Annotated in this window: 17 protein-coding genes and 1 pseudogene; 8 read left to right on the top strand and 10 right to left on the bottom strand. The window is 60.4% G+C overall.

What is annotated here, in order from left to right; translation table 11 throughout:
- The 4 genes and pseudogenes from AC1VXC_RS02275 to AC1VXC_RS02260 all read left to right on the top strand — a co-directional run bounded on the left by AC1VXC_RS02275 (window position 1) and on the right by AC1VXC_RS02260 (window position 3945).
- Window positions 1–1914 (top strand): transposase, encoded by a 1914-nt coding sequence (locus AC1VXC_RS02275; protein ID WP_481514809.1) that lies wholly within the window; start codon window positions 1–3, stop codon window positions 1912–1914.
- Window positions 1907–2803 (top strand): TniB family NTP-binding protein, encoded by an 897-nt coding sequence (locus tag AC1VXC_RS02270; RefSeq protein ID WP_005411440.1) that lies wholly within the window; start codon window positions 1907–1909, stop codon window positions 2801–2803. Before AC1VXC_RS02275 ends, AC1VXC_RS02270 begins: the two co-directional genes overlap by 8 nt.
- Window positions 2800–3234: pseudogene (locus tag AC1VXC_RS02265) on the top strand (TniQ family protein); the annotation flags it as partial. The gene AC1VXC_RS02270 and the pseudogene AC1VXC_RS02265, both read left to right, overlap by 4 nt.
- 201 nt (window positions 3235–3435) lie before the next feature.
- Window positions 3436–3945: a hypothetical protein gene (locus AC1VXC_RS02260; protein WP_232282075.1), complete on the top strand. Its 510-nt coding sequence runs from the start codon at window positions 3436–3438 to the stop codon at window positions 3943–3945.
- 73 nt (window positions 3946–4018) lie between these two features.
- Here AC1VXC_RS02260 and AC1VXC_RS02255 read toward each other — a convergent pair whose 3' ends face one another.
- The 7 genes from AC1VXC_RS02255 to AC1VXC_RS02225 all read right to left on the bottom strand — a co-directional run bounded on the left by AC1VXC_RS02255 (window position 4019) and on the right by AC1VXC_RS02225 (window position 9921).
- Window positions 4019–4417 carry an antitoxin Xre-like helix-turn-helix domain-containing protein gene (locus AC1VXC_RS02255; RefSeq protein WP_005411438.1) on the bottom strand — a complete coding sequence of 133 codons (399 nt, stop codon included), beginning with the start codon at window positions 4415–4417 and terminating at the stop codon, window positions 4019–4021.
- A 179-nt stretch (window positions 4418–4596) separates the two neighbouring features.
- Window positions 4597–5799, bottom strand: a complete 1203-nt coding sequence (locus AC1VXC_RS02250) for a hypothetical protein (RefSeq protein WP_005411437.1) — start codon at window positions 5797–5799, stop codon at window positions 4597–4599.
- Window positions 5800–5906: 107 nt separating this feature from the next.
- Entirely contained in the window at window positions 5907–6377 is a 471-nt protein-coding gene (locus AC1VXC_RS02245) for a hypothetical protein (protein ID WP_005411436.1), read from the bottom strand.
- 42 nt (window positions 6378–6419) lie between these two features.
- Window positions 6420–6935, bottom strand: a complete 516-nt coding sequence (locus tag AC1VXC_RS02240) for a hypothetical protein (protein WP_005411435.1) — start codon at window positions 6933–6935, stop codon at window positions 6420–6422.
- Between the two features lie 222 nt (window positions 6936–7157).
- A complete protein-coding gene (locus AC1VXC_RS02235) occupies window positions 7158–8612 on the bottom strand; it encodes a hypothetical protein (RefSeq protein WP_032966093.1) in 1455 nt (484 codons plus the stop codon).
- A gap of 1 nt (window position 8613) precedes the next feature.
- Window positions 8614–8925 (bottom strand): hypothetical protein, encoded by a 312-nt coding sequence (locus AC1VXC_RS02230; protein WP_005411433.1) that lies wholly within the window; start codon window positions 8923–8925, stop codon window positions 8614–8616.
- Between the two features lie 33 nt (window positions 8926–8958).
- Entirely contained in the window at window positions 8959–9921 is a 963-nt protein-coding gene (locus AC1VXC_RS02225) for a ComEC/Rec2 family competence protein (protein ID WP_232282078.1), read from the bottom strand.
- Here AC1VXC_RS02225 and AC1VXC_RS02220 point away from each other — a divergent pair.
- Window positions 9838–10080, top strand: a complete 243-nt coding sequence (locus tag AC1VXC_RS02220) for a hypothetical protein (protein ID WP_032966091.1) — start codon at window positions 9838–9840, stop codon at window positions 10078–10080. The genes AC1VXC_RS02225 and AC1VXC_RS02220 overlap by 84 nt on opposite strands.
- Window positions 10081–10325: 245 nt before the next feature.
- Here AC1VXC_RS02220 and AC1VXC_RS02215 read toward each other — a convergent pair whose 3' ends face one another.
- Window positions 10326–11249 (bottom strand): LysR family transcriptional regulator, encoded by a 924-nt coding sequence (locus AC1VXC_RS02215; RefSeq protein WP_005411431.1) that lies wholly within the window; start codon window positions 11247–11249, stop codon window positions 10326–10328.
- Between the two features lie 140 nt (window positions 11250–11389).
- Between AC1VXC_RS02215 and AC1VXC_RS02210 the strand changes: the two genes are divergently transcribed.
- On the top strand, window positions 11390–11785 hold the full coding sequence (locus AC1VXC_RS02210) for a RidA family protein (RefSeq protein WP_005411430.1): 396 nt from the start codon (window positions 11390–11392) through the stop codon (window positions 11783–11785).
- Between the two features lie 215 nt (window positions 11786–12000).
- On the opposite strand, the gene AC1VXC_RS02205 is transcribed toward AC1VXC_RS02210, so the two are convergent.
- Entirely contained in the window at window positions 12001–12876 is an 876-nt protein-coding gene (locus AC1VXC_RS02205) for a LysR family transcriptional regulator (protein WP_481514808.1), read from the bottom strand.
- A gap of 258 nt (window positions 12877–13134) precedes the next feature.
- Between AC1VXC_RS02205 and AC1VXC_RS02200 the strand changes: the two genes are divergently transcribed.
- Both AC1VXC_RS02200 and AC1VXC_RS02195 read left to right on the top strand, forming a co-directional pair.
- The gene (locus AC1VXC_RS02200) at window positions 13135–14880 is read left to right on the top strand and encodes a glutamine--tRNA ligase/YqeY domain fusion protein (protein ID WP_481514807.1); all 1746 of its coding nucleotides are present in this window, start codon (window positions 13135–13137) and stop codon (window positions 14878–14880) included.
- Between the two features lie 599 nt (window positions 14881–15479).
- Window positions 15480–17552 carry a hypothetical protein gene (locus AC1VXC_RS02195; protein ID WP_481514806.1) on the top strand — a complete coding sequence of 691 codons (2073 nt, stop codon included), beginning with the start codon at window positions 15480–15482 and terminating at the stop codon, window positions 17550–17552.
- 252 nt (window positions 17553–17804) lie between these two features.
- Here AC1VXC_RS02195 and AC1VXC_RS02190 read toward each other — a convergent pair whose 3' ends face one another.
- Entirely contained in the window at window positions 17805–20411 is a 2607-nt protein-coding gene (locus AC1VXC_RS02190; protein ID WP_481514805.1) for an AAA family ATPase, read from the bottom strand.
- Window positions 20412–21052 lie beyond the last annotated feature (641 nt).

Below are 21052 nucleotides of genomic sequence, written 5' to 3'. Positions count from 1 at the left end.
GTGCCAGAGAATCCGCTGGCTATCGGCGGAGTCTTCGTCCTTCGTGGCGAAACCTACCTGGTCGACAGTTATCTCGACCTGACCCATCTCATCGCGCGTCGAGAAAGCGACGGCCAGAAGGTGCGGCTGATCATTGCCGACATCCTAGATGCTATTGCCACTCCCCAATCGACCTCAACCCCTGACGAGGAAACAGCGTCTTCGAGCGGCACGGAAACCCTGTCAAAAGAAGACTGGGATATCGCGGTAGCGCGAAGCGAGAAGCTCAAGACGCTGGTGGAGGCAAAGCGGCCATCAAAGAAACTGGCCGCCGAGGTGGCCACGTTCTTCGGCGTGCATGTCAGCACCATCTATCGCTGGCTCAAGCGGGAGCAGCAGAAAGGCATTGCAGCGCTGGCGCCGCTACACCCCAGCGGTGGGCGTGGCAGATCGCGGCTAAACGACATCCTTGACGATGTCATCTGGGCGGCCATCGAAGAACACTACCTGACCGACAAGAAAATGCGGATCTCGAAGGTCATGACGATTCTGGGGCCCAAGTGCCGCCGCGCGAATCTGAAAGTACCGCATGCCAATACCGTCAGGCTTCGCGTGTCCTGGCTCTCTGACAAGACAAAGGATGAAGCCCGCGACGGAGAGCGCGGCCGCAAGCGGCACCGGCCCGTGCCGGGCTCTTACAAGGAAGCTACCCACCCGAACTCTGTCTGGCAGATCGATCACACGCCCCTGGATCTGTGCATCGTCGATGATGTCTATCGTCGCAACATCGGCCGGGCGTGGCTGACCCTGGTCATCGACGTCTACAGTCGCTGCGTCGTGGGCTTCTACCTCTCGCTAGACAAGCCCAACGCGACCTCCGTTGGCATGGCCCTGGTCCACGCCATCCTGCCCAAGGAAGGCTGGCTGGCGGCGCATGGCATCGACGTCAAATGGCCCAACTGGGGCAAGCCGATCAAGGTTCACGCTGACAACGACAAGACATTCCGATGCGACATGGTCACTCGGGCGGCGATGGCGCAGAAGTTTGACCTGGAGTGGCGGCCAGTCAAGACGCCGCACTGGGGTGGACACATCGAGCGGCTCCTTGGCACGCTCAATCAGGAAATCCACACCATCAACGGGACGACCTTCTCAAACCCTACCCAGCGAGGCGACTACAAATCGCACGAAGAAGCCGAGTTCACCTTCTCCGACTCAGAAACCTATGTCACCAAGTATCTGTGCGGCGTGTATCACCAAAGCAAGCATGACGGTATCGGCCGCCCGCCGATCCGGATGTACGAGTCCGGAATTCTTGGCGATGCTCACACCCTAGGTACGGGCCTGCAAGCGCCGATCAAGGATCCGATGCGACTGCGGCTGGACTTTCTCCCATTCAAGGAAGTGACCGTCCAAGCCTATGGCGTCACCTGGGACACCATCACCTACTACGACCCGAGCATCGATCATTGGATTCATGCCCGGGATCCGGAGACAGGCAGGAAGCGGCGATTCACTGTTCGGCGGGACCCCCGGGATCTGAGTTCGATCTGGTTTCTGGACCCCGACCGCGACGTCTATCTAAAAATTCCGTACCGGCGCATGGAGCACCCTTCGCTCAACCTGTGGGAGCTGCGAGAGGTCAGAGCGCACCTGCGAGCCCAAGGCAAGGAAGAGGTTGATGAGGACCTCGTGTTTGATACCTACGAGGAGCTCCAGCGGATAAAGAATAATGCGAGCGATGAGACCAAGGAGGCCCGTAAGCGTGATCAGAAGAAGCGAACCTACGAAAAGAAAAAAGCCGCTGAAGCCGCTCAAGTAGGCGCTGCCACCCCCGCCAGCCAGCAAGCGCCGCCCAGCAGGCCCGCCAACACGAACGGCCTGCTGGAGGACGACGAGGAGATTTCTTCCTTCGAGGTGGTGCGCGGTGGCTGAGGACCATCTGAGCGCCGAAACACGCGCGATGCTGGGCCGGCAGGCCGCCGAGCGCTTGGCTTGGTTTCAGACCGAGTTCTGGATCAAGTACCCGGCGTCCGATGCCATCCTGGCGCTATTGGAAGCGCTGGTGAACAAGCCGCGACGGGCGCGCATGCCGGGGTATCTGGTCACCTCGGAATCGAACAACGGCAAAACCTCGATTGCTATGCGATTTGCCGGCCTCCACCCGCCGGTCTTCTCCGAAGCCGATAACAAGATGCAAATGCCAGTGATGCTACTGGAGGTCGTTCCTACGCCGACCGAGGCAGCGATCATCGAGCGCATTCTCTCGATATTGGGGATTCCCTACCGGCTCACCGATCCCGTGCCCGACAAGCGCGAGGCCGCCATCGTCGCGATGCGTAACGCCGGCCTGCAGTTGTTGATGCTGGATGAGCTTCAGAAGATTCTTGGCGCCCGGCTCGAGCAGCGCAGAGCCGTGATGGATGCATTGCGGTACATCGCCAACCAGGTTCCCGTGCCCGTAGTGGCCTTCAGCACACCCCGCGGCACCGGGGGTTTGGCATCGTCGGACGAAATGATCAATCGACTTCGGCCGCTCACATTGCCCACGTGGAAGCTGGATGCTGACTTTCAGCGACTGCTGCTCTCTTTCGAGGAGCACATGCCGCTGCCTGAGCGTTCGGGGCTGGGGAAGAAAGCCATGGCGGCCCTGATCCACACTTTGTCCGAGGGCCTCGTGGGCGAAGTCTACGACTTGCTCGAGCTGGCGCTCAGTGTGGCGATCGCCTCAGACGCCCCGCGGATTGACGAGACCCTGCTCCGAGGCCTGGCCTGGACGCCCCCGTCAGACCGAAAACGCTTGGCCCGCGCCGCGACGCCGTGAGAGTCCGCGGCAATCGCTGGCCCAGCGTTCCGCCACCTCAACCCGACGAACTCATGTCGTCCTGGCTCCATCGGCTGGCCCGATCCAATGGCCGCTCGGACCACACGCTGTGCTCAATGATGTTCGGGGCAGTCCCGTTGCTGAACCGCGACCTCGATCTGACCATGCCCGTTGCATTGCTACCCGTGCTCTCGAAATGGACGGGCATTTCCGAGTACCGGTTGTCGGAACTCCTGTTGACGACGATCCAGGGCAAGGTCACCGGCGAAAGCCGGACCGGGACAGTCTGTCGATGGGTGCTTCCCCTGGGTGTTTACCACCGGGTACGCCGGCACCATGGACTTCAATACTGTCCGCAATGCTTGGCGGAGCCCATCGCATACGCTCGAAAGCAGTGGCGCTACGCGTTCGTGACCGAGTGCCTGGAGCATGAGCGCCCTCTTCTGGACCGGTGCCCAATGTGCGCGTCTCCCTTCATGTTTCACCGGATGCACCCGGATCGCGGGCAACGGTGGGGCTGCGCGACGTGCGGCGAGACCCTGAACAAGCCAGATGCCAGTGTCGGGTCAAAATGCCTACTGCGACGACAGCAGGCGCGACTCGTGGCAGCGGCCGGCAGAGGCGGAGCACGGATGAACTGCCGCTGGGTCAGTTCGCTGACGCTGTTCAACGGGTACCGGTTCCTCGCGCACACGCTCACGTCATCGCGCTTGAAGCACCTGGCGAACACCGCAATCATCGACCGGGCCGGGACGTTACGTTTCTCTGGGACGCACACAGAGTTCGAGCGTATGGGGATCGAACTGCGGCGGCCGATTCTGCTCGCACTAGCAACGTGGATGACCGATTGGCCGGATCGCTTCCTGAAAGACGTGCGGTCGTCTTGTTCCAGCCGGTCAGTACTGATGGGGGATCGGCGGCACATCCCATTCTGGATCCAGCAAGTGCTTGATACCCTGCCCACGGCCCAGCCCCACCGACTGACATCACAGGAAGTTCAAAGCTGCGCGCGGTGGCTCCGAGCCGGCGGCCAGGCCATCAGCTTTGATGGGCTGTGCCGGGCCCTCTCACTTTCCACCTGGGAACGAATGCTTCCCGCGAACAGGGTGCTCTTGGGAGAGGGCGTGTCCGGGCTGGACTGAGCGTTGATGTGGCCGGCGCCGTAAATCATCCGTAGCCTCATCGCGAAAGAGTGAAGTCTAGCCGCGCCAAGGCCTATCCCCAGCCGCGCTGGGTGTCCAGGTACTGGCGGACGACGTAGAGGTCGGCAACCTGGCCCCCAATCATTCGATCCAGAGCACTGCTTCCTGCGAACAACGGGGCCGCATTCGCGCGCTTGATCCATCCGTCCGCCTGCGTCGGGGTCGCAAAGAGAATGTGCAGGGCTCGGTAGATGCCGAGAACATAACTGGTGCGCTCAAGGACATCATTGGTGAGCGCTCCGGTGCGAGTCCGCTTCCATCGGTAGTAGGTTGAACGTGCCGGGCGGCCCAGAAGAACGCGGGCCTCTTCAGAAGTGAGGCCCCATTTCCCGCAGATATTGAAGAACGCGGTGAGGCCGGGTCTGGAAAGGTCGGGCCTTGTCTGCAGGGGCTGATGGGTTTGAGGCTTCATGAAAAGTCCTCGCTGGATCTTTGATGGCGACCAGAGCCGCCGCAGCTTCGGGTGAAGGTCGGGGCCGCCCACCAATAGTCTAGCCGAGCGGCCCAGCGGGCAAGACTCCGGTCATTTAGCACCCGCGTGGGTGATCAGATGCCGCCGGCCCGTCGTTCACAAGCGACCGGCGCCCGCAGCTAGCCCAGATGGATGTCAGCTTCGCCGAGCACGTCCACGAAGAGCGTCAGCATGCCGCCTGGCTCATCGTTCTCGAAAGCAGGCTCTCTTGGCCGTTTGGGCTCGCTGGGTGCTCGCGGGATCCACTGTTCGGCAACGCGGTGGTGGAATTCAATTAGGTCTTCAATAGAAGAACCTGGACGCTGACCGAAGCCAGCAGTGGCTGCTGCCCAATCCCAGCCATGCTGCCCAAAGGTATATCGGGAGCTTGGCGACGGCATGGCGGTAAGGAGCGCCTTATGTAAGTACCAATTCTGCAGAACCTGACTCAACTGCAACAGAGAACCGAGAGGGTTCGAGTTCGTGGCTGCATGGCCAATAGCTTTACCTTGAGCCCCGGCGATCAGTTCGTCATAAAGGGCAGACCACTCTGGAAATGTATCCGGATCAATAGGTGCGCCTGGAACGAAATGAGGCCACGAGGTGCCGGGAAGCATTGGACTTGTCCACGGGTGAGGCGCGCATTTGATGATCGCGCTGAGACATTCGGTGTAAGAGCTGAGGCTGATTTGGGGCGAAGAATTGATCGTTTGCCACTTTTTTGCCCAGGCTCCAAGCGGCGGGTTTGATCCAGGCCAGCGAGGAGCGATAGGCGAATACGTTTGAGAATTGGCCGACCAATGCTTTGCGGAATCCGCACGGAAGTCCATGAATGTCCACGGCGTGCTAACAGCAATCGGCCACTGAGGGCTAATGGCCGTGCAGCCACTGGGGGGGAAGTCGTTTTTTAGCCGGAATGCCCCTTTAACTCCATTGAGCGAAAACATGGGCATACGATGCAAGAGGTCGAGCTCGAAGGGGGTGCTCGATCCAGTATAGGTATCGAGTAGCTTGCTTGTTCGTTTGCCCTGAATGAGCCACATCCAGCTGACCACTTTGCGTTGGTGCCGCCTTCTGACAATGACCGCAAGGTCCGCCAACTCTCGCTTGTCTACCCGATTGCCGCCTTGGGACCAAGACACCCAGGCGTGCTTATCCAGCCAAATAGATGTCAAGTGAATGGCTCGCCCCGTCGCTGAGCTGAGTTCACGGGCCAGATATCGCAGCGCATTGCCCTGATGCATGCCTCGAAGAAAGTCGAGCTCCCAAGCAACGCCACGGCCGAGGCTGCTGGCAACTTTAGAGCCGTATCTCCAGAGTCTCTTGTCAGTTGAAAAGGCCATTGTTCAACCCCTCATTGCAATGGTGGTGATGTCTAGGTGACGCCATTTCGAATCCAGCCCCATGAGGGCAGCGGCGACGACCCATCCGCATCGGACGCAATCACCTGCTAAGTCACGTCATCAACCCAGATGACCTGATTGACCAAGTCCCCGCTGGCGTCGAGTCCCAAGATCAGATGGGCCGTGTGCAGGTAACCTAGCTCCCGTCGAAAGGCGAGTAACTTCTGCCGGTCGTATTCCAAGCTGCCGCCAGGCTTTTTCATTTCTATGGCCAGGAGGTTGCGCGCATCCGAGTTCCGTTCGTGAACAATGATGTCTGGGAAGACGGTAGTGGCCCGGACCTCTCGGTCAAAGGCGTCCCGTGGCGGCAAGTAGAGTCGTTTGGGGTCACCAAAGTGGCGGTTGTACTCGCAGTCGATACTGAGCGGCGGCGGGACAAGCTCCGGATCGTGCATGTAGTGGGCAATCCGACAGGAGAGCGCCCGCTCGGTCACATCGAGCTCGAGCAATAGGCGGTCAAAGCGGATGACCTGGTCGACCGCCTGAGTTAGAAGCTTCTCCGCCTCTTCGCGCTGCATGTACTCCGCCTCCTCGGTATGCCGCCTAGTCTGCGGAAGACATCAATGGTCGTACTGGGCGCGGAGCGTCCGGCCGATGTGCTCCATCATCGGGGTCGCTTGGCGCATGTTGAGTTCGAACAGCGTTACCGCCTCGGCCTCCGAGTCGACCAGGGAGACCTGTGTCAGCTGCCCGCAGAAACCATCCAGAGCCACACGCAACGCATCGTCTGCGACCCGCTCCTTGAGGATCATGGCCCATCGACGCGCCAGTCGATTCTCCTCGGAGAGCGTCTCGCCAACGGAGTTCTTGCCCCAAATACCCGAGCTTCGGAAAGCGTGGCGATCCTCTAGGTGGCAGCGAGTCTCCAAACGAAGCAAGTCACTTAGCGCTTCTTGTAGCGCAAGCAACGTCTCCCGCTGGAACGCCCGGCCCTGGTCCCGCCGACTGGCCTGATCGTCCGCAGCCTGCAGGGACGCTGCATGGCGGGTGGCGATGTACGCGGTCACCACGCTCGCGGCCGCACCCACCACCGTACCGATCAGGGCGCCGATCGCCCCCCAGGTTGCCGGTTCCATGATTTCCCCTGTGCCCTGATTCGCTAAGCAAAAAGACGAACAAATAGTGCTAGTACCCGAGGCTACCTCAGTACGTTCTGGAGAATCCACCGCCCCCGAGAGTGGCGGTGCAGCGCCTTTCGCACATGCACCGGATGGAACGTGGAGCCGGACCGGTGCTTGCGCGTGCTCCGGCTATCCGGGGTTGCCTGGGCATTGTCTTCTCGTTGCTACGTGCAGGCGCTAGTACTTAAATGCGAACACGACCTTTGTCAGGTCTTCCTCTTCGAACGTTTCGAAGTTCTCCCCTCTGGTCTGAGACAAGCCGATGGAGAAACTAGAGTCTGGAATTGCGTATGTCAGATCCATCGAGAGCCGGCCGGGGTTCTCCAAATCCCCAGAGAGAATGCGCATGTAGCGATAGCCGATCGAGAACGACAATGGCGCGAGCGGCTTGACCCCGGGAAGAGAGAAACGAAGGGTCAGCTCTCCACCGATGCCGGCGTAGTTGTCATCGACTAGGGACTGAAAGTCAGTGTTGCTACCTGCGTCTTGGACGCGTCCATACTCGGCAAAGAGTCCGGCGCGACAGTCAAAGTCAAGCGGTCCGGCAGTGCGGGTTGCGCCGCAGACCGCCTTGGCGCCGCTCGGAAGGTAAGCAAGGTCGACCAATCCCACCCGAGCTCGCAGGATCGTCGAGTCCTTCGCCCTATCGTCAGTCTGGTAGGCGACCGCGGTGAAGGTGCCATAGGCACCTTGGCCGTCCTCGTCACCGAAGGACCTGCGATACATCAGCCCAGGACTAAGCGCCCGGATATCCTTACTATCGTCGTCGTCACCTGGTGCTTGTGTCTCGGATGTGCTCGCGAGGTAGTGCAAGAAAAGAAAGGCGGCGTCGTTCGGTCCCAACTGCGTCCCCACACCGACCACGGCTTCAGCGGTGAGAACCGATGATCCTTTGACGTCGTCGTCAGTGAACGACAGATTGGCCCCGGACGCCTTCTTGAATGCTTCAACGTCCCTCTCACTTCCGGCGGGAGCCCGAACCACGGCTAGGTCGTCTATCTTTCCTCTCAGGGCCACAATTACCCGGCCGTCAGACGGCTCGGCAGGGGGTTTGGGGGGCGCAGCGGTGCCATCTCGAAAGACGCAAAGGATCCGGAGGGGTGCCTCACTACCTCCCAAGACAGGAGCGAACAGCCTGCGTAGCGCGGCGTCTCTAGCATCTGGCGTGTTGATGGACGCCAGTGGAGTAGCTGGGTCCAGTCGGTACTTCGATTTCTTCGGATTCTCGGCGAGCCAAGCCAAATGCTCGGCCAAGTCGTATCGGATGCTTTGGATCGCCGATTGCTGGGCAGTTGTGAGTCCGAGACCATCCACGTCGCCCGCCTCGACACGGCCCCAGTGCAGCACCCATCTCATTGCCAACACATCCGCAGGCATTGGGGCAGTTTGGCCTTGGTCATCAGGAAGGCGAGGTAGCGCTGCGAAGTTGAGCTGGTATGCCAGGCCGACCTGGCCGAAGAGCGGCGCAACCTTGGTGCTCCCCTCTTTGTCGCAGAAGTAGGCTTGATTGGCTTCAGAGAAAACGGCTGTCAGTTCAGGGCTGGGCAAACTGGCTTCGGCATACACATGGAGCGGAACGATACAGAGAGCAACTGCCATGACGAACGTCTGGAGTCGGGTAATCCGAGTCATGTCACACCCCGTACTTGTCTTTCAGTGCAATTCGCTTCGTGAGCTGGTGCCGCAGGCTTCGAAGATCCTTTCGATAGGTTTCATCTACCAATGGCGTGTCCACAACCAAGCCAGAGAATGGCGGCTCCTTGGGAAGGTGGTCGTGAACCAGACCATTGAGATAGCCATGCCAAACAGACCACGACACACCCATCCCACCCTTACGCAACGGCTTGCTTGGCGTGGTCGAAAACGAGAATGGTTTTCCGACGCGTTCCGCATACATGAGTTTGATTGCAATCCCGACGGCTTCCTCGATCTTCGCGATTTTCATTCTGACTCCCCTGTATTGGGCTTGGGTTCGGCGCTACTTGCAACGGTTGGGCCCCACATACGAAGTTGTGATGCCGCCATCGCTACCGAAGAGGATGTCAATGTCATCGTCCTTCGACCCATCCCCACATGCCGGCACGGACGTCTCGGCCCATTCCCCCTCCTCGGCGTCGCTCGCGCTGTTGCTGCCCCGATCGGTCCGAAGGAGATGCGCTTCCGGGATTCCCGCCGCAAGAAAGCGAGCAACGGTTTCCCGATGGGGGTGTCCGTGCCCGCCTCCCGAAGAGAAGATGACAAACTCTGGCGCGACCGCGGTGATGAAGCACTTCGCGCTACCGTTGTTGCCTCCGTGATGGGAAGCAATCAGGACGTCGGCGCTCAGCAGATCCTCTTCCACGTTCTCGACGGCCCATCCCTCTGAGCCTGTGCACGTTTCGTCGTCTGACCCACGCAACGGCCGGCCAATAGCGTCACCTGTCACCAGGATCGATCTGCCGCCGTGCGAGATCCGAACCATGATGGAGACAGCATTGGAGATCTCTGAAGGGCTCATTTGCCCCACGTCCGGGAACTCGTGCCAACCCGCCAGGAAGGTGATCTCCACTTCGCCAAGCTCAAACACCTGGCCAGATGCGAGCGGCGTTGTTTTCAGGTTGAGGACGGATGACTGATCCTCTGCGACCTCGCCGATTGCCTCCCGTGCATTGAAGAAGGTGGTGCATCCGGAGGCGCCGACGTGCGTGCAGTGCGGCGGCGTGTAGCCAGTCCACAGTAGTGTGCCTACTTCCCTCGATTCTAAGATGAGTGGCAGGTTACCAAGGTGGTCTCCATCGCTGTGGGTAAGCACCACCATGGACAGACCCATGTCCGGCAGGAGCTTGTCCACCCCGTCGGCACAGGCGGTTCCGTTCCAGTGACCCGCGTCGACGAGAAACGTGTATCCCTCCGCCGTAAGGCCGACGACGCAAAGACCCTGACCGACATCGACAACCCGCACGTGGAGATCGGGAGGATCTACCGCTTGCAGGCGACCAAGGTATCGGCTGTTGCGCTCCTCAACTTCCAAGCGGCGCACGACGGCAGGGGGTGCCCGTTGGACATCACCATCCCCTTCGAGCCCCCTTATGACGACTACGTTCCGCGTGGGCTCAATTGACCCGACTTCATCTGGACGCACGGGTTGGGTGGCCGAGCAGGCGGAGAGAAATAGCCCCGCCGACAAGGCGCAGCAAAGCAAAAACCTCATGGCGACTCTCCCCAAGTAGCTCGCTAGCACTGCCAACTACTGCCAACGGCGACCGGCCTCACGGGCGGACACGCCGGAGTGGCAAACTGGGGTCGGTCGTGGACATTCGGATTGGAAAGGCATAGCCAACCTGCCTGAAGGGGCATAGCGCCAGGCTATGGCATGCGCATCGTTCCTGGGCCGCGACGCGCCATCAGCTCGACGATCCAATCGATGAACACGCGCAGCTTCAGGCTTACGTGCCGGTTCGGTGGAAAGGCCAAGTAGAGGGGCATCGGATCGAGCTGCCAGTCTTCGAACAGCGGAACCAACTCTCCGCGGGCCAGGGGAGCGCTCGCCATGTACGTCGGCAACCACAGTACCCCCAGCCCCGCCACGCCGGCGGCGAGGTAGGCGTTGCCATCATCCACCGTAAGCACCAGGCGGCCGCGCACCTGCAGGCGCTCATCGCCCCGGTGCAGCGTGTGGGCCAGCGGAGTGCCGGCCCGCGAGCCGCGGTAGCCGATAACGACATGCTGGCCGTCGTCCAAGGCCTGCGGGGAAGCTGGCGTGCCGGCCCGGGCCAGGTAGGCGGGCGCTGCGTAGACACCCAACGGTAGGTCTGCGACATGGCGGGCGCGCAGCGACAGCTCGGTGAGTTCGCCACCACGCAGGACGCAGTCCACGTTCTCATCGATCAGGTCCACCTTGCGGTCGCTGGCGCCAAGGTCGAGCTGGATGTCAGGGTAGCGCGCGTGGAAGTCGGGTAGGGCCGGCACCAGCACCAGGCTGGCGAACGGCGCCGGCACGTCCACGCGTAGTCGTCCACGCGGCACGGCGGATTCCGCAGAGAGGCTGGTCTCGGCATCGTCGAAGTCGGCTAGTAGGCGTACGACTCGCTCGTAGTACGCGGCTCCATCGGCGGTTACGTTGACCTTTCGCGTGGTGCGGTGGAGCAGTTTCACGCGCAGGCGCGTCTCCAATTGCTGGATCAATTGGGTCACGCGGGTCTTGTTCGTCTGCAGTGTTTCGGCCGCCTTGGTGAAGCTGCCGGTCTCCACCACGCGGGCGAAGGCCTGCATCGCATCTATTCGGTCCATGCGCGGCTCCGGGTAATGGCGGGATTGTTCTGATTCTACAAACAGTGATGCCGGCTTTGGCTCGTTTATCCGGTCGCTACGAGCGCCTAGAGTGACCGCTACGTACCCGCAATCCCTCTCCCACCACAGGACAACTCCCGATGACCACACGTGAAGCCGTGTTTCCGGCCGGCCGGAATGAGCTTTTCATCCAGCATTCTTACTCCGCCGCCATCCGATCGGGCGATTTCCTCTTCGTTTCGGGCCATGTGGGTAGCCACAGCGATGGTTCGCCCGAGCCCGACTTCGAGGCGCAGGTGCGATTGGCATTCGCCAACCTTCAGGCGACCCTGAAAGCCGGCGGTTGCACCCTGGATGACATCGTTGATGTGACCACCTTCCACACCAACCCCGAAAAGCAGTTCGACACGGTCCTTGCTGTGAAGAACGAAGTCTTCTCGGCCCCGCCCTATCCGACTTGGACCGCCCTCGGCGTCAATTGGCTCGCGGGTTTCGATTTCGAGATCAAGGTCATTGCCCGCATTGGAGCGGCCTGAGCCGCGTGGTCGGTGTCGACCCGAAGCAGGTAGCTTGGCGGTCAGGGCAACGATCCACAAGGAGCTGGTGCTCGCCGCGATCTCGATGGCGGCGGGCACCTCAATCCCCGCAGAATGTTGATACACGCGGATTTGAGTCCTATCCCACGGCTGGCGGGTAGTTCTCATGCACTGCGAGCATCGACGCCATGACGCCTATGCACATGGATCATCAATCAGTGCCATTCGTAGTTGGATGCGAACTGGGCAAACTGCTTTAGCTCGACGGGTGTAGCGGATCCTGTGGCCATCGCCATGACGAGATCATGCTCCAACGTGAGGCCTTCGATCAGTCGAGTGACCATGCCAGGAACTGCAACGGACCGCTCCGGGAGAATGCAGACGGCCCTGCTCTGAGCTACGACGCGCTGGACCCAATCTTCCCGGTCTGTCCGGAAGCGGGGTCGCATAACGACTTCTCGTCTGGTGAAGTGATCCTGGATCTGCCCGCGGTACTCGCAGTTAAGCCGATCAATGAACGGATAATCCACCAAGTCTTCAGCGCGGATGGTGTCAAATGCAGCCAATGGGTGATCCGCTGCGCAGCCCAGCACCAGGCGCTCCCGAAACAGGGGTACAACGGACAACCTAATGTCAGGCCTCGAACTCTGCGGGAATATGCACGCGTGATACCTTCCCGACATCAAACCCGAGACGTCTTCGCTGGATTTGAGCGAATGCAACTTGAACTCGATGGACGGAATCTGTTCCAGCGCACTGAGAAGGAATGGGACGAAAGTAGTCGCCCCCACGGTCGGCGCAACCGCGATATCAAGAACTTGATGTTTTCCCTGCGCCCAATTGTCGGAGTGCTGCCGCACGCTCTCCAGCGCAACTAGCATTCGCCGGAACTCTAGTTCGACGTGCTGTCCCAATCCCGTAAGTCGGCTGTTTTTCCCCTTTCTATAGATCAGGGCCCCCCCGAGTTCCTGCTCCAGGCGGAGAATTGCCCGGGTGAGGCTGGGTTGGGAAACACCACTCAGCTTCGCAGCGTTCGTGAAGTTGAGCGTTTCTGCCAAGTGGATGAAGTAGCTGATCTGATGGAGTTCCATAGCCCTCTGGCCCTCGCTGCGAAGCGTCCTGACGCGTAGGTGAAGACGCATCGGCATTCAGCCATATATATGCGCCACGCACATAATACCTGAAATAGAGCAACTATGTGCGCGGCGCATATTGCTGTGCCCCAGGGCGACGGATACCCTGCTCTGAGGCGCCCGGACGTTCGGTTTTGGGCTCCGGGGCGGGTGGGGACGCCAGAAAGACGGCAGACCACCCGCCAACCCCTCTCACCCAACCACCTGGCCGGCCGCATGACCTCGACTCCCGTTCCCATTGACGCCAACTCACTGAAAAAGAAGGACTTCATCCGCCAGATCATCCGAGAGGACCTGGCCACGGGTCGCCATGCCACCGTTCGCACCCGCTTCCCGCCCGAGCCCAACGGCTATCTGCACCTTGGCCACGCCAAGGCCATCTACCTGAACTTCGGCATCGGCCAGGAATTTGGCGGCCAGGTGAACCTGCGCTTCGACGACACCAACCCGGCCAAGGAAGACCCCGAGTACGTCGATGCCATCAAGGAGGACGTGCGCTGGCTGGGCTTTGAATGGGCCGAGTTGCGCCACGCGTCGGACTATTTCGAGGTGTTCTACCTCAGCGCGCTCAAGCTAATCCGCGACGGCAAGGCCTTCGTCTGCGACCTCACCGCCGAGCAGGTGCGCGAATACCGCGGCACGCTGACCGAACCGGGCCGCAACTCGCCTTTCCGCGACCGCAGCGTCGAAGAGAACGTCGACCTGTTCAGCCGTATGCGCGCCGGTGAGTTCCCCGATGGGGCCCGCACCCTACGCGCCAAGATCGACATGGCCAGCGGCAACATCAACCTGCGCGACCCAGCCATCTACCGGATCAAGCACGTCGAGCACCAGAACACCGGAAACGCCTGGCCGATCTACCCGATGTACGACTACGCGCACTCCCTGAGCGATGCCCTGGAAGGCATTACCCATTCGCTTTGTACGCTGGAGTTCGAAGACCACCGGCCGCTGTACGACTGGTTCGTGGACAACGTGGACCTGGTGCGAAACCCGGAGCTCTACCAGTCAGTCCTCGACGCAGGCTTGGCCGCACCGGTCGCGAAACCGCGACAAATCGAATCCTCGCGCTTGAACATCAGCTACACCGTCATGAGCAAGCGAAAGCTGCTCACCTTGGTGGAAGACGGCCTGGTATCGGGCTGGGACGACCCGCGCATGCCAACCCTGCAGGGTCTGCGCCGCCGCGGTTGCCCGCCGGCGGCGCTGCGTCTGCTGGCCGAACGAGTCGGCATCAGCAAACAGAACTCCCTGATTGACTACTCGGTGCTGGAGGGCTGCATTCGCGAGATCATGGACGTCACCTGCGCGAGAAGATTCGCGGTCGTTGATCCGCTAAAACTGATCATCACGAATCTCGATGAGGGTCATGAGAGCGAGGTCGCGTTCCAAAATCATCCCAAGGATTCCGCGTTCGGCGAGCGGACCGTCCTTTTCTCGCCAGAAATATGGATTGATAGGGAAGACTTCGCGGAAGTACCAGCGCCAGGCTTTCACCGGCTGGCGCGAGATAAGGAAGTCCGACTGCGTGGGGTAGGACTGATCAAGTGCCACGACGTTGTGACGGCGGACGGCCTAGTCCAAGAGCTGCGCTGCACGCTAGACCCTGACTCGCGCCCCGGAATGCCCGGCGCAAGCCGCAAAGTGAAGGGAACAATACACTGGGTGAGTGCAAAACACGGGGTGCCGGCAGAGTTCCGACTCTACGATCGACTTTTCTCAGTTCGGGATCCGGACAACGACAAAGACGGCAAGACGTACCGCGAATTCCTCAATCCGCTGTCTGTACGCGTTGCCTCGGGCTTTGTTGAAACGTCAGCGGCCCCTGTTGGTCCAGAGACACAGCTACAGTTCGAACGACTGGGCTTCTTTGTTGGAGATCGCCGCGATCACACCGCCGGCAAGCCGGTGTTTAATCGCACTGTCACGCTCCGCGACACTTGGACAGACAGGCATGGTTGAAAAGGTCCGTCTGTCAATGAGGGCGGACATAAGCAGATAGAGGCCGCTGACCCCCGCTGGGGTCCGAGAGGCCTCTGCGGCTCGACCTAAAATTCGGCCGGACCAGAGAAGCCAGACTCCGCTACGCAAGTCCCCACGCGCTAACTGCCAGGCGCCGTCGCGCCCGAGAAAGTCGCTCGCCGAGGGGGTCGCGCGGCCTCCTAGCCCGCCGGGGGAACGGTCAATTTGGACAGGTAATGGCGCCGAGCTCACACACATTGCAGGCGCTGCTCGACTTCAATCTTTGCGCCGGCAATAGCGGGCCAGGGATTCTAGTGTTGAGTGAGCCTTCCCGCGGGGGTACTGGCGACCAGCATGTCGGATCCGGGCCGCAGACACCCGCTTCCGGAAGATAGCGGACTAGGCATCCGCAGCCTTCGCTAACGGGACTTGCTGGGCGAGGTGGCAGTCCTGAGGTCGTCGTATGGCCGCCTAGGACGATCTCTAACCTGCTCCGACGTCCTACATTCTGGTCGTCTGCCGTGTGTATGGATATAACCGAAGCACTCTCTGGCAAATAGTCGCAGCACTGCACATCACCCAAATCAGGACTATTGTGAATGGAAGATCTAAAAGGCTCGGAACTCGAGAAGGCCATCGGTCGGCTGGACGCCACGGCCGTGGCCGGGTTCGTGCAGCCAAGCGGAAGCCGTACGGCCAAAGAGGTGGTTGATACGCTGTGGAAGAGTGAGTCGTTGCTCGACAAGCATGGCACCAAGAAAGACTGGCCCGCGCAACGAAAGTCGTTCATAGCGAATGTAGCTCTGGCGCTCACCAGTCTCGATGCCGATGCGGCCGCGACGCTGCAGGCGCTCCCGGATCTGTTGAATACCGTCGACATCAACTTCGCAAAAATACTCGATCAGACGGGAAAGTCGGCGGGAGCGGCCCTGCCGCCGATCACACAGGTGGCTGCCGCCACGGCCTTTGCGTGCCAAATGCTGGAGATGCTTGAGAAAGGCGCACAACAGGACATGGACAAGGGTCCCGAGTTGCGGGTGAAAAGCAACTTTTCGATTGGAGGCCGCATTGTCAATCCGGACACGGAGCTTTTCGGTGTTCTCAAGGCCATGGGCGCAACGGTGCTGCTCCTCGCGTACCAGAATAGCTGGTTGAACAAGGCTGGCGAGGTCGTGCTGCCGAGCGCGCTCCACCGTCCGTCAATCGACGAGATAGAGGCTGTGCAATCGGTGCTGAGCTTTGCCGCAGCATGGGGCGGCTGGGAGCGGGCACAGGTCCGTGCCCGCTTTGACCATCGCCCGTTCGAATATGTGCCACCGCCGCTGCCGAAAAATACTCCGGCCGGGATCACGTCCATCCTGGATGTTGAGCCCAACCACGACGTGGAGTTGGTTGACTACATTGCTAACGATCGGTTACTCGCGCGCACCCATCAGCAGTACTTCGAGATGCTGGCGAGCGGGTACCGAGGTGCTGACCCCAGTTTAGACGAGCACACGCCGCTGGCGCCGGCGGCCTTTGTCTCATTCGAGGAAAAGCATGGGCTCTATACGCTATTTGAGTACTACTCGTACGACGTGCAGAATGATACGAAGCAATATGCCGGCCTAACGCTCATGGAGTGGCTGCGCGGCTACGCGATCCTGCGGCGACTCGCCGCAGAAATCGTGACTGCAGCCACCGACCACCCGTGCCCGCAGTTGGCAGAGGCTGAGATCGTTCAGTACTTGACCCGTGGTGGGCTGAGCGAGACCGCCGCTCACCGCTTCCTCAGCCACTGCTGCCTTACGAGCCGACGCAGCGACATCTACGACCATCCGTTCATTCGCGTGGGCGAGGACCGTTACTTGTTCGTCGCGCCGAGCCAACGGAATGGGATTCTTGGCCCAATCATTGTTTCGGCGCTCAACGGGGTTGGCGCAACGGTTCAACGCAAAGGAACCGAGTTCGAGAAGCGTCTTAGAAAAGAAATCCAGGGGCCCGGCCGCAAGGTCGCCCACTTCACGAAGAAGCGCGACAAGGAAGAATACGACTACGACGCGCTAATGGTCTGGGAGAACTTCTGTTTCTTGTTCGAGTGCAAGAATCACACCCTCTCAGGCGGGGTTATTCAGCTGGCCTATCATGCGCGGCAGGAAAGTGTCAGCCACGCCAGGCAAGTCCGCCGGTTGGTTGATGGGCTTCTGAAACATCCGGACATGCTCGATGATCAACTGCCGGAGGCCCGCGGGAAACTGCTTGTGCCTTGTGTCATCAACAACCTTCAGTACTCGGTACCGGACGGCGTCGACGGGGTTCTATTTGCCGATTCGTCGATGATCAAGCGGTTTCTCCACCTCCCGGTCATTGGCCAGGTCGGAATGCGCGCGGGACAAGAGCCGATTAGAACTCCTGGCGGTGAGATCATTCGACTATGGGCCGGCGATGCACCGACCCCTTTGGAGTTTCTGCGACATCTTCGATGTCCAGTGCAGTTCATTCTTACCCGGAACCACACCAAGTGTCAGCGTATCCTCAGCGGCATTTCTGAGTACGAAGCCGTGGCTGGGGGAGAATACGCGACCTCCGATGTCGAGATTGCATCGGGCCGCGCGGCGGCTATGGCGTACGACTCACTTGTTCCTCTCTGGAGCGAAGCGGACTGGGCGGGCCGACTCACGCGGATTCCTTAGGAGGGGCACGCGCGTGCCTCGCTTCTGTGGCGCGACTACCACGTGAAATGGCACTTCAGGTGCCGCTGCGGGCGCTGGTCGACTTTGAACTTTGCGCCGGGATGCGCTGACCAGCGATTCTGGTGTTGACTGAGCCGGCACGCTGGAGCAGCGGCGACTGGTACCGCCAAGGGCGCCGACTTCCGCTTCCGGCCAAGAGCGGACATGCTCTGGCCTTTGAGTCATCGCTAACTCTCGGGTGCTATCAGTAGCTCAAGACAATCTCGCTGCGGCCTGGCGCTGCCGAAGGCTGTCCGCCCAGGTCGCCAAAGCTTCGATCTCGGCTGTTAGAGCGTCTGGCCTAGGTAGCGGGCGATTCAACGCAGCGGCGGCGCTATGCAGTAGTTCGGAACAGCGACCAAAGCCGTCCCGCATTGCCTCGCAGTCTAGAACCGTGATCGCGGTCAACTTGACCAAGCCAGGCGTCGACACTTTGTTGGACAGTCGCCGGATAACATGACCGACAGCTTCTTCGACCGCAATCTCCCACGTATCCCGTAACGTTGTCGCGATGGATTTGACAGTCTTTCGCCACTCGTCTTGACTGCCTTGTTCGAAATGGTAGCGTTCACCCGCTAGCTGATTTCTCAGGCTTGTGGTGATATCGCTGACCCGACGCGCTTTGAATGGTGGCTCGCTGCGGCAAAAGCCCGCCTTATCAGTGCCCCGGCTGATGGAGCTAATTGCAACCATCGGCTTGGGCTGCGCATCGTCAGCCGCGCTATTCAACTCGAACAGGAACGCCAAGTCATGCGTGAAGACAATGACTTGGCGATGAGCAGCCTCAGCAACTAAGCGTTTAGCCACGGCCTCCCGGTGCATGTGGTCGAGCGAGGAAACGGGATCATCAAAGACGATGCCGGACTTGTTCTCGGTGGTGGCGAGTTCGGCCATGAACGCGGCCAACGCAACGCAGCGATGTTCGCCCTCACTCAAGACTTGCCCCACCGCGGCCGTGGGCTTCCGAGTAAGTGCGACCTTGAAGCGCGGAATGCCCTGAGCGCTGTTTTGCTGCCGAAGTTCCACAGCGAGGTCAGCAATCTCGAATCTCGCCACCTCGCTAGCAAACTGTGCGCGTAGCGCGTCCGTCACCAATGCCTGAGCGACCTCAGTGCTCTTTATGGTGACGCGGTTGGTAGCAGTGCTCCGCTGGGCCTCCTCGAGCTCTTCAATCTTCTTCTTGCGTCCAATCTCGGCCATAACATCGGCCTTGATGCCACCAAGCCATTGCCGATCCAAAAGCTCGGTCTTTTCGGCAATTAACACAGCATGAGCTGGGGAGCCCGCCTCTGCTGCAAGGGCATTCGCCCGCGTCTCAACGCCCGCTGCTCGATCGACTAGTGCCTGACGCGCATAATGCGTAATGGGCACGTCAAAGGCGGCGCTTGGATTTGCGTGGCGTCGCCTGATTTGGCGATGACGCCACAAGGCGCGCATGGCCGCACCCCTGATCTCGAGCGCCAAGTCCTCCTGACGCAGTTCGTCGCGGACGGTCACCACAATGCTCTCAAGCTCGGCCAGCCGAACAGCTTCGCCCTTGAACGTCGCCTGTGCCCGGTCATAAGCGATGCGGGCAGCCTCGGCGCGTTTCTGGCTGTCGTTGCGCACAAAGACCTCGAAGCGATTGAGACGATCAGCGGCTACCGGCGTCAGTTCCTGCTGGCAAAGCAGGCAAACGCTGCCGGGCTCTGTCACGGGGAATTGCAGCTCGGGATAGGCCTCCACCTCAGAGAATGCTCGGGCGCTGACCCATAGCGCCTGCCAAACCTCCGAACCAATCTGCGGCAACGGTTCGTCGCGGAAAATCGCGCTGGACGCAGCTTCTGCGGCCCGAAAAGCGGCGTCGCAATCAACAGCAAGACGGCGCAGGCTATTGGCGTTATCTTCGCTGATCGAGGCAAACAGCCGATCCAGGCGTGCAATCTGCCCCTCAATCTTGGTTTTCAATGCAATAAGCTGGCGCGCCACGCGAGCTGGATCACCAGCCAAGTCTGCTGATAGCTGCGCCAGTCGGTCTTGCTCTGCCTGTGTGAGCGTGGCCAACGCCTCGACGGTCGCCGGCGCAGTATTGGCGGCGAGCCGAGCCATGAACTTGCCCACCGCTGTGTCTAGGCTGCATACCGGCGTCCTGATTGCTTCGGGCGTTTGCGCCTTTATCTGCGCAATCTCGACTGCCAGCTTGTCCTTAACCGACTTGCAGAGCTGCGCCAGATCGCCCAACAGTCTGAGCGGGAACGGCGTGTAAGCCACGTCATTCATTTCATCAACGTGGACGTTCGCGGTGCGGGAATCAAACACGCTGATGCCTGAAAGAGCAGCATCAGCTGCCTGCCCCAGCTGCCAAGCGCACGTGCGGTTCTGGCCGCTAATGGCGTACTCAATCGTGGCGCACGGCGTGCCTGGTTCAGCGTCATAGATGCCGGGGATGATTTCCTCGGCTCGGCCAAGCGTACGGGCGCGACACACCTTCTTCAGAATCCGCGCGTAGCCGGATTTTCCCGAACCGTTGTCGCCATAGATGATCGTCAATCCAACACGGTGCAGCGTCAGCCGTTGGTCGGGCGCCAGAGCATTGATATGCCGGACGCCATGCACCTGCCGCAGATACACCTCCCCCTGATCTCGGCTCGGGCCTCGAAGGTGGCCCGGTTCCAGCGGGGCCGCCGGATTGTCGCCCTTGCAGATGGAAGCCAGTTCGTCAGTTTCGGCTGGCCCTAGAACCTGTTGCGTAGCCAGTCGGCGCAGTGCGTCGCGCTGCCAGGCCGGACTATCAGAAGACCACTGAAGGATGTTTGCGAGCGTTTCTGCTTCGGTCGTCATAGCTTTCTGTACCTAGCACTTAGTGTCGATGTCGATTCTATCTGCCGGCAACGATGGTAACTGCGATCAGCGCACGAGAATGTCCGCTTCGGGTCGGAAGCGGATGTGGCCTGAAACAAGACCTGGCCCCGGTCAGCACCAGCAACTGATCCGACTGTGGTCAACGTCAAACGGATTCGTTGCTCAACCGGGCCGAAATACACAGCCGCTGAAGGGCGGCACGAAGTTACAGCCGTCGCGTGTGCCCGATGACCACTTCGAGTCGGGAGGCGACTCTGCGCTCGGACCTCCAACGGAGCGATGGCTGCCTCAATCTCGCCGGAAAATCTCTCATGGACAATATCCTACGTCCAATCACGGAATTGGCGGCGGATTCTCGTAAATTACGAGACTCGCATTTACGTTCCGTAGTTCGGGCGCTGTCCGGACCATTCGCGACCTAAGACAGCCGCGGCGCCTTGAATTGGTGCACGACGCGGCAACCAGTCCGGTTATGGCCGAAGGCGACCGTAGCCAGATACATGAGCTAGGCCGCGGTCACCTTCAGCGGCCTGGTCCACCTCGACCAGCACCCACAATCAAGTCAGACGCTGCATACGCGCAGCGTGCCGGCCGTCCATGGCGGGCAGCGGATAGCCAGG

This window comes from Stenotrophomonas sp. STEN033, assembly GCF_056856655.1.
This window is presented reverse-complemented; position numbering and strand designations above follow the sequence as displayed.

Excerpts from the sequence above, each read along its gene's own strand:
- AC1VXC_RS02235 (WP_032966093.1), bottom strand. The coding sequence starts at position 8,612 with ATGACTCGGATTACCCGACTCCAGACGTTCGTCATGGCAGTTGCTCTC.
- AC1VXC_RS02210 (WP_005411430.1), top strand. The coding sequence starts at position 11,390 with ATGACCACACGTGAAGCCGTGTTTCCGGCCGGCCGGAATGAGCTTTTC.
- AC1VXC_RS02245 (WP_005411436.1), bottom strand. The coding sequence starts at position 6,377 with ATGCAGCGCGAAGAGGCGGAGAAGCTTCTAACTCAGGCGGTCGACCAG.
- AC1VXC_RS02260 (WP_232282075.1), top strand. The coding sequence starts at position 3,436 with ATGAACTGCCGCTGGGTCAGTTCGCTGACGCTGTTCAACGGGTACCGG.
- AC1VXC_RS02250 (WP_005411437.1), bottom strand. The coding sequence starts at position 5,799 with ATGGCCTTTTCAACTGACAAGAGACTCTGGAGATACGGCTCTAAAGTT.
- AC1VXC_RS02190 (WP_481514805.1), bottom strand. The coding sequence starts at position 20,411 with ATGACGACCGAAGCAGAAACGCTCGCAAACATCCTTCAGTGGTCTTCT.
- AC1VXC_RS02195 (WP_481514806.1), top strand. The coding sequence starts at position 15,480 with ATGGAAGATCTAAAAGGCTCGGAACTCGAGAAGGCCATCGGTCGGCTG.
- AC1VXC_RS02200 (WP_481514807.1), top strand. The coding sequence starts at position 13,135 with ATGACCTCGACTCCCGTTCCCATTGACGCCAACTCACTGAAAAAGAAG.
- AC1VXC_RS02255 (WP_005411438.1), bottom strand. The coding sequence starts at position 4,417 with ATGAAGCCTCAAACCCATCAGCCCCTGCAGACAAGGCCCGACCTTTCC.
- AC1VXC_RS02215 (WP_005411431.1), bottom strand. The coding sequence starts at position 11,249 with ATGGACCGAATAGATGCGATGCAGGCCTTCGCCCGCGTGGTGGAGACC.
- AC1VXC_RS02240 (WP_005411435.1), bottom strand. The coding sequence starts at position 6,935 with ATGGAACCGGCAACCTGGGGGGCGATCGGCGCCCTGATCGGTACGGTG.
- AC1VXC_RS02205 (WP_481514808.1), bottom strand. The coding sequence starts at position 12,876 with ATGGAACTCCATCAGATCAGCTACTTCATCCACTTGGCAGAAACGCTC.
- AC1VXC_RS02230 (WP_005411433.1), bottom strand. The coding sequence starts at position 8,925 with ATGAAAATCGCGAAGATCGAGGAAGCCGTCGGGATTGCAATCAAACTC.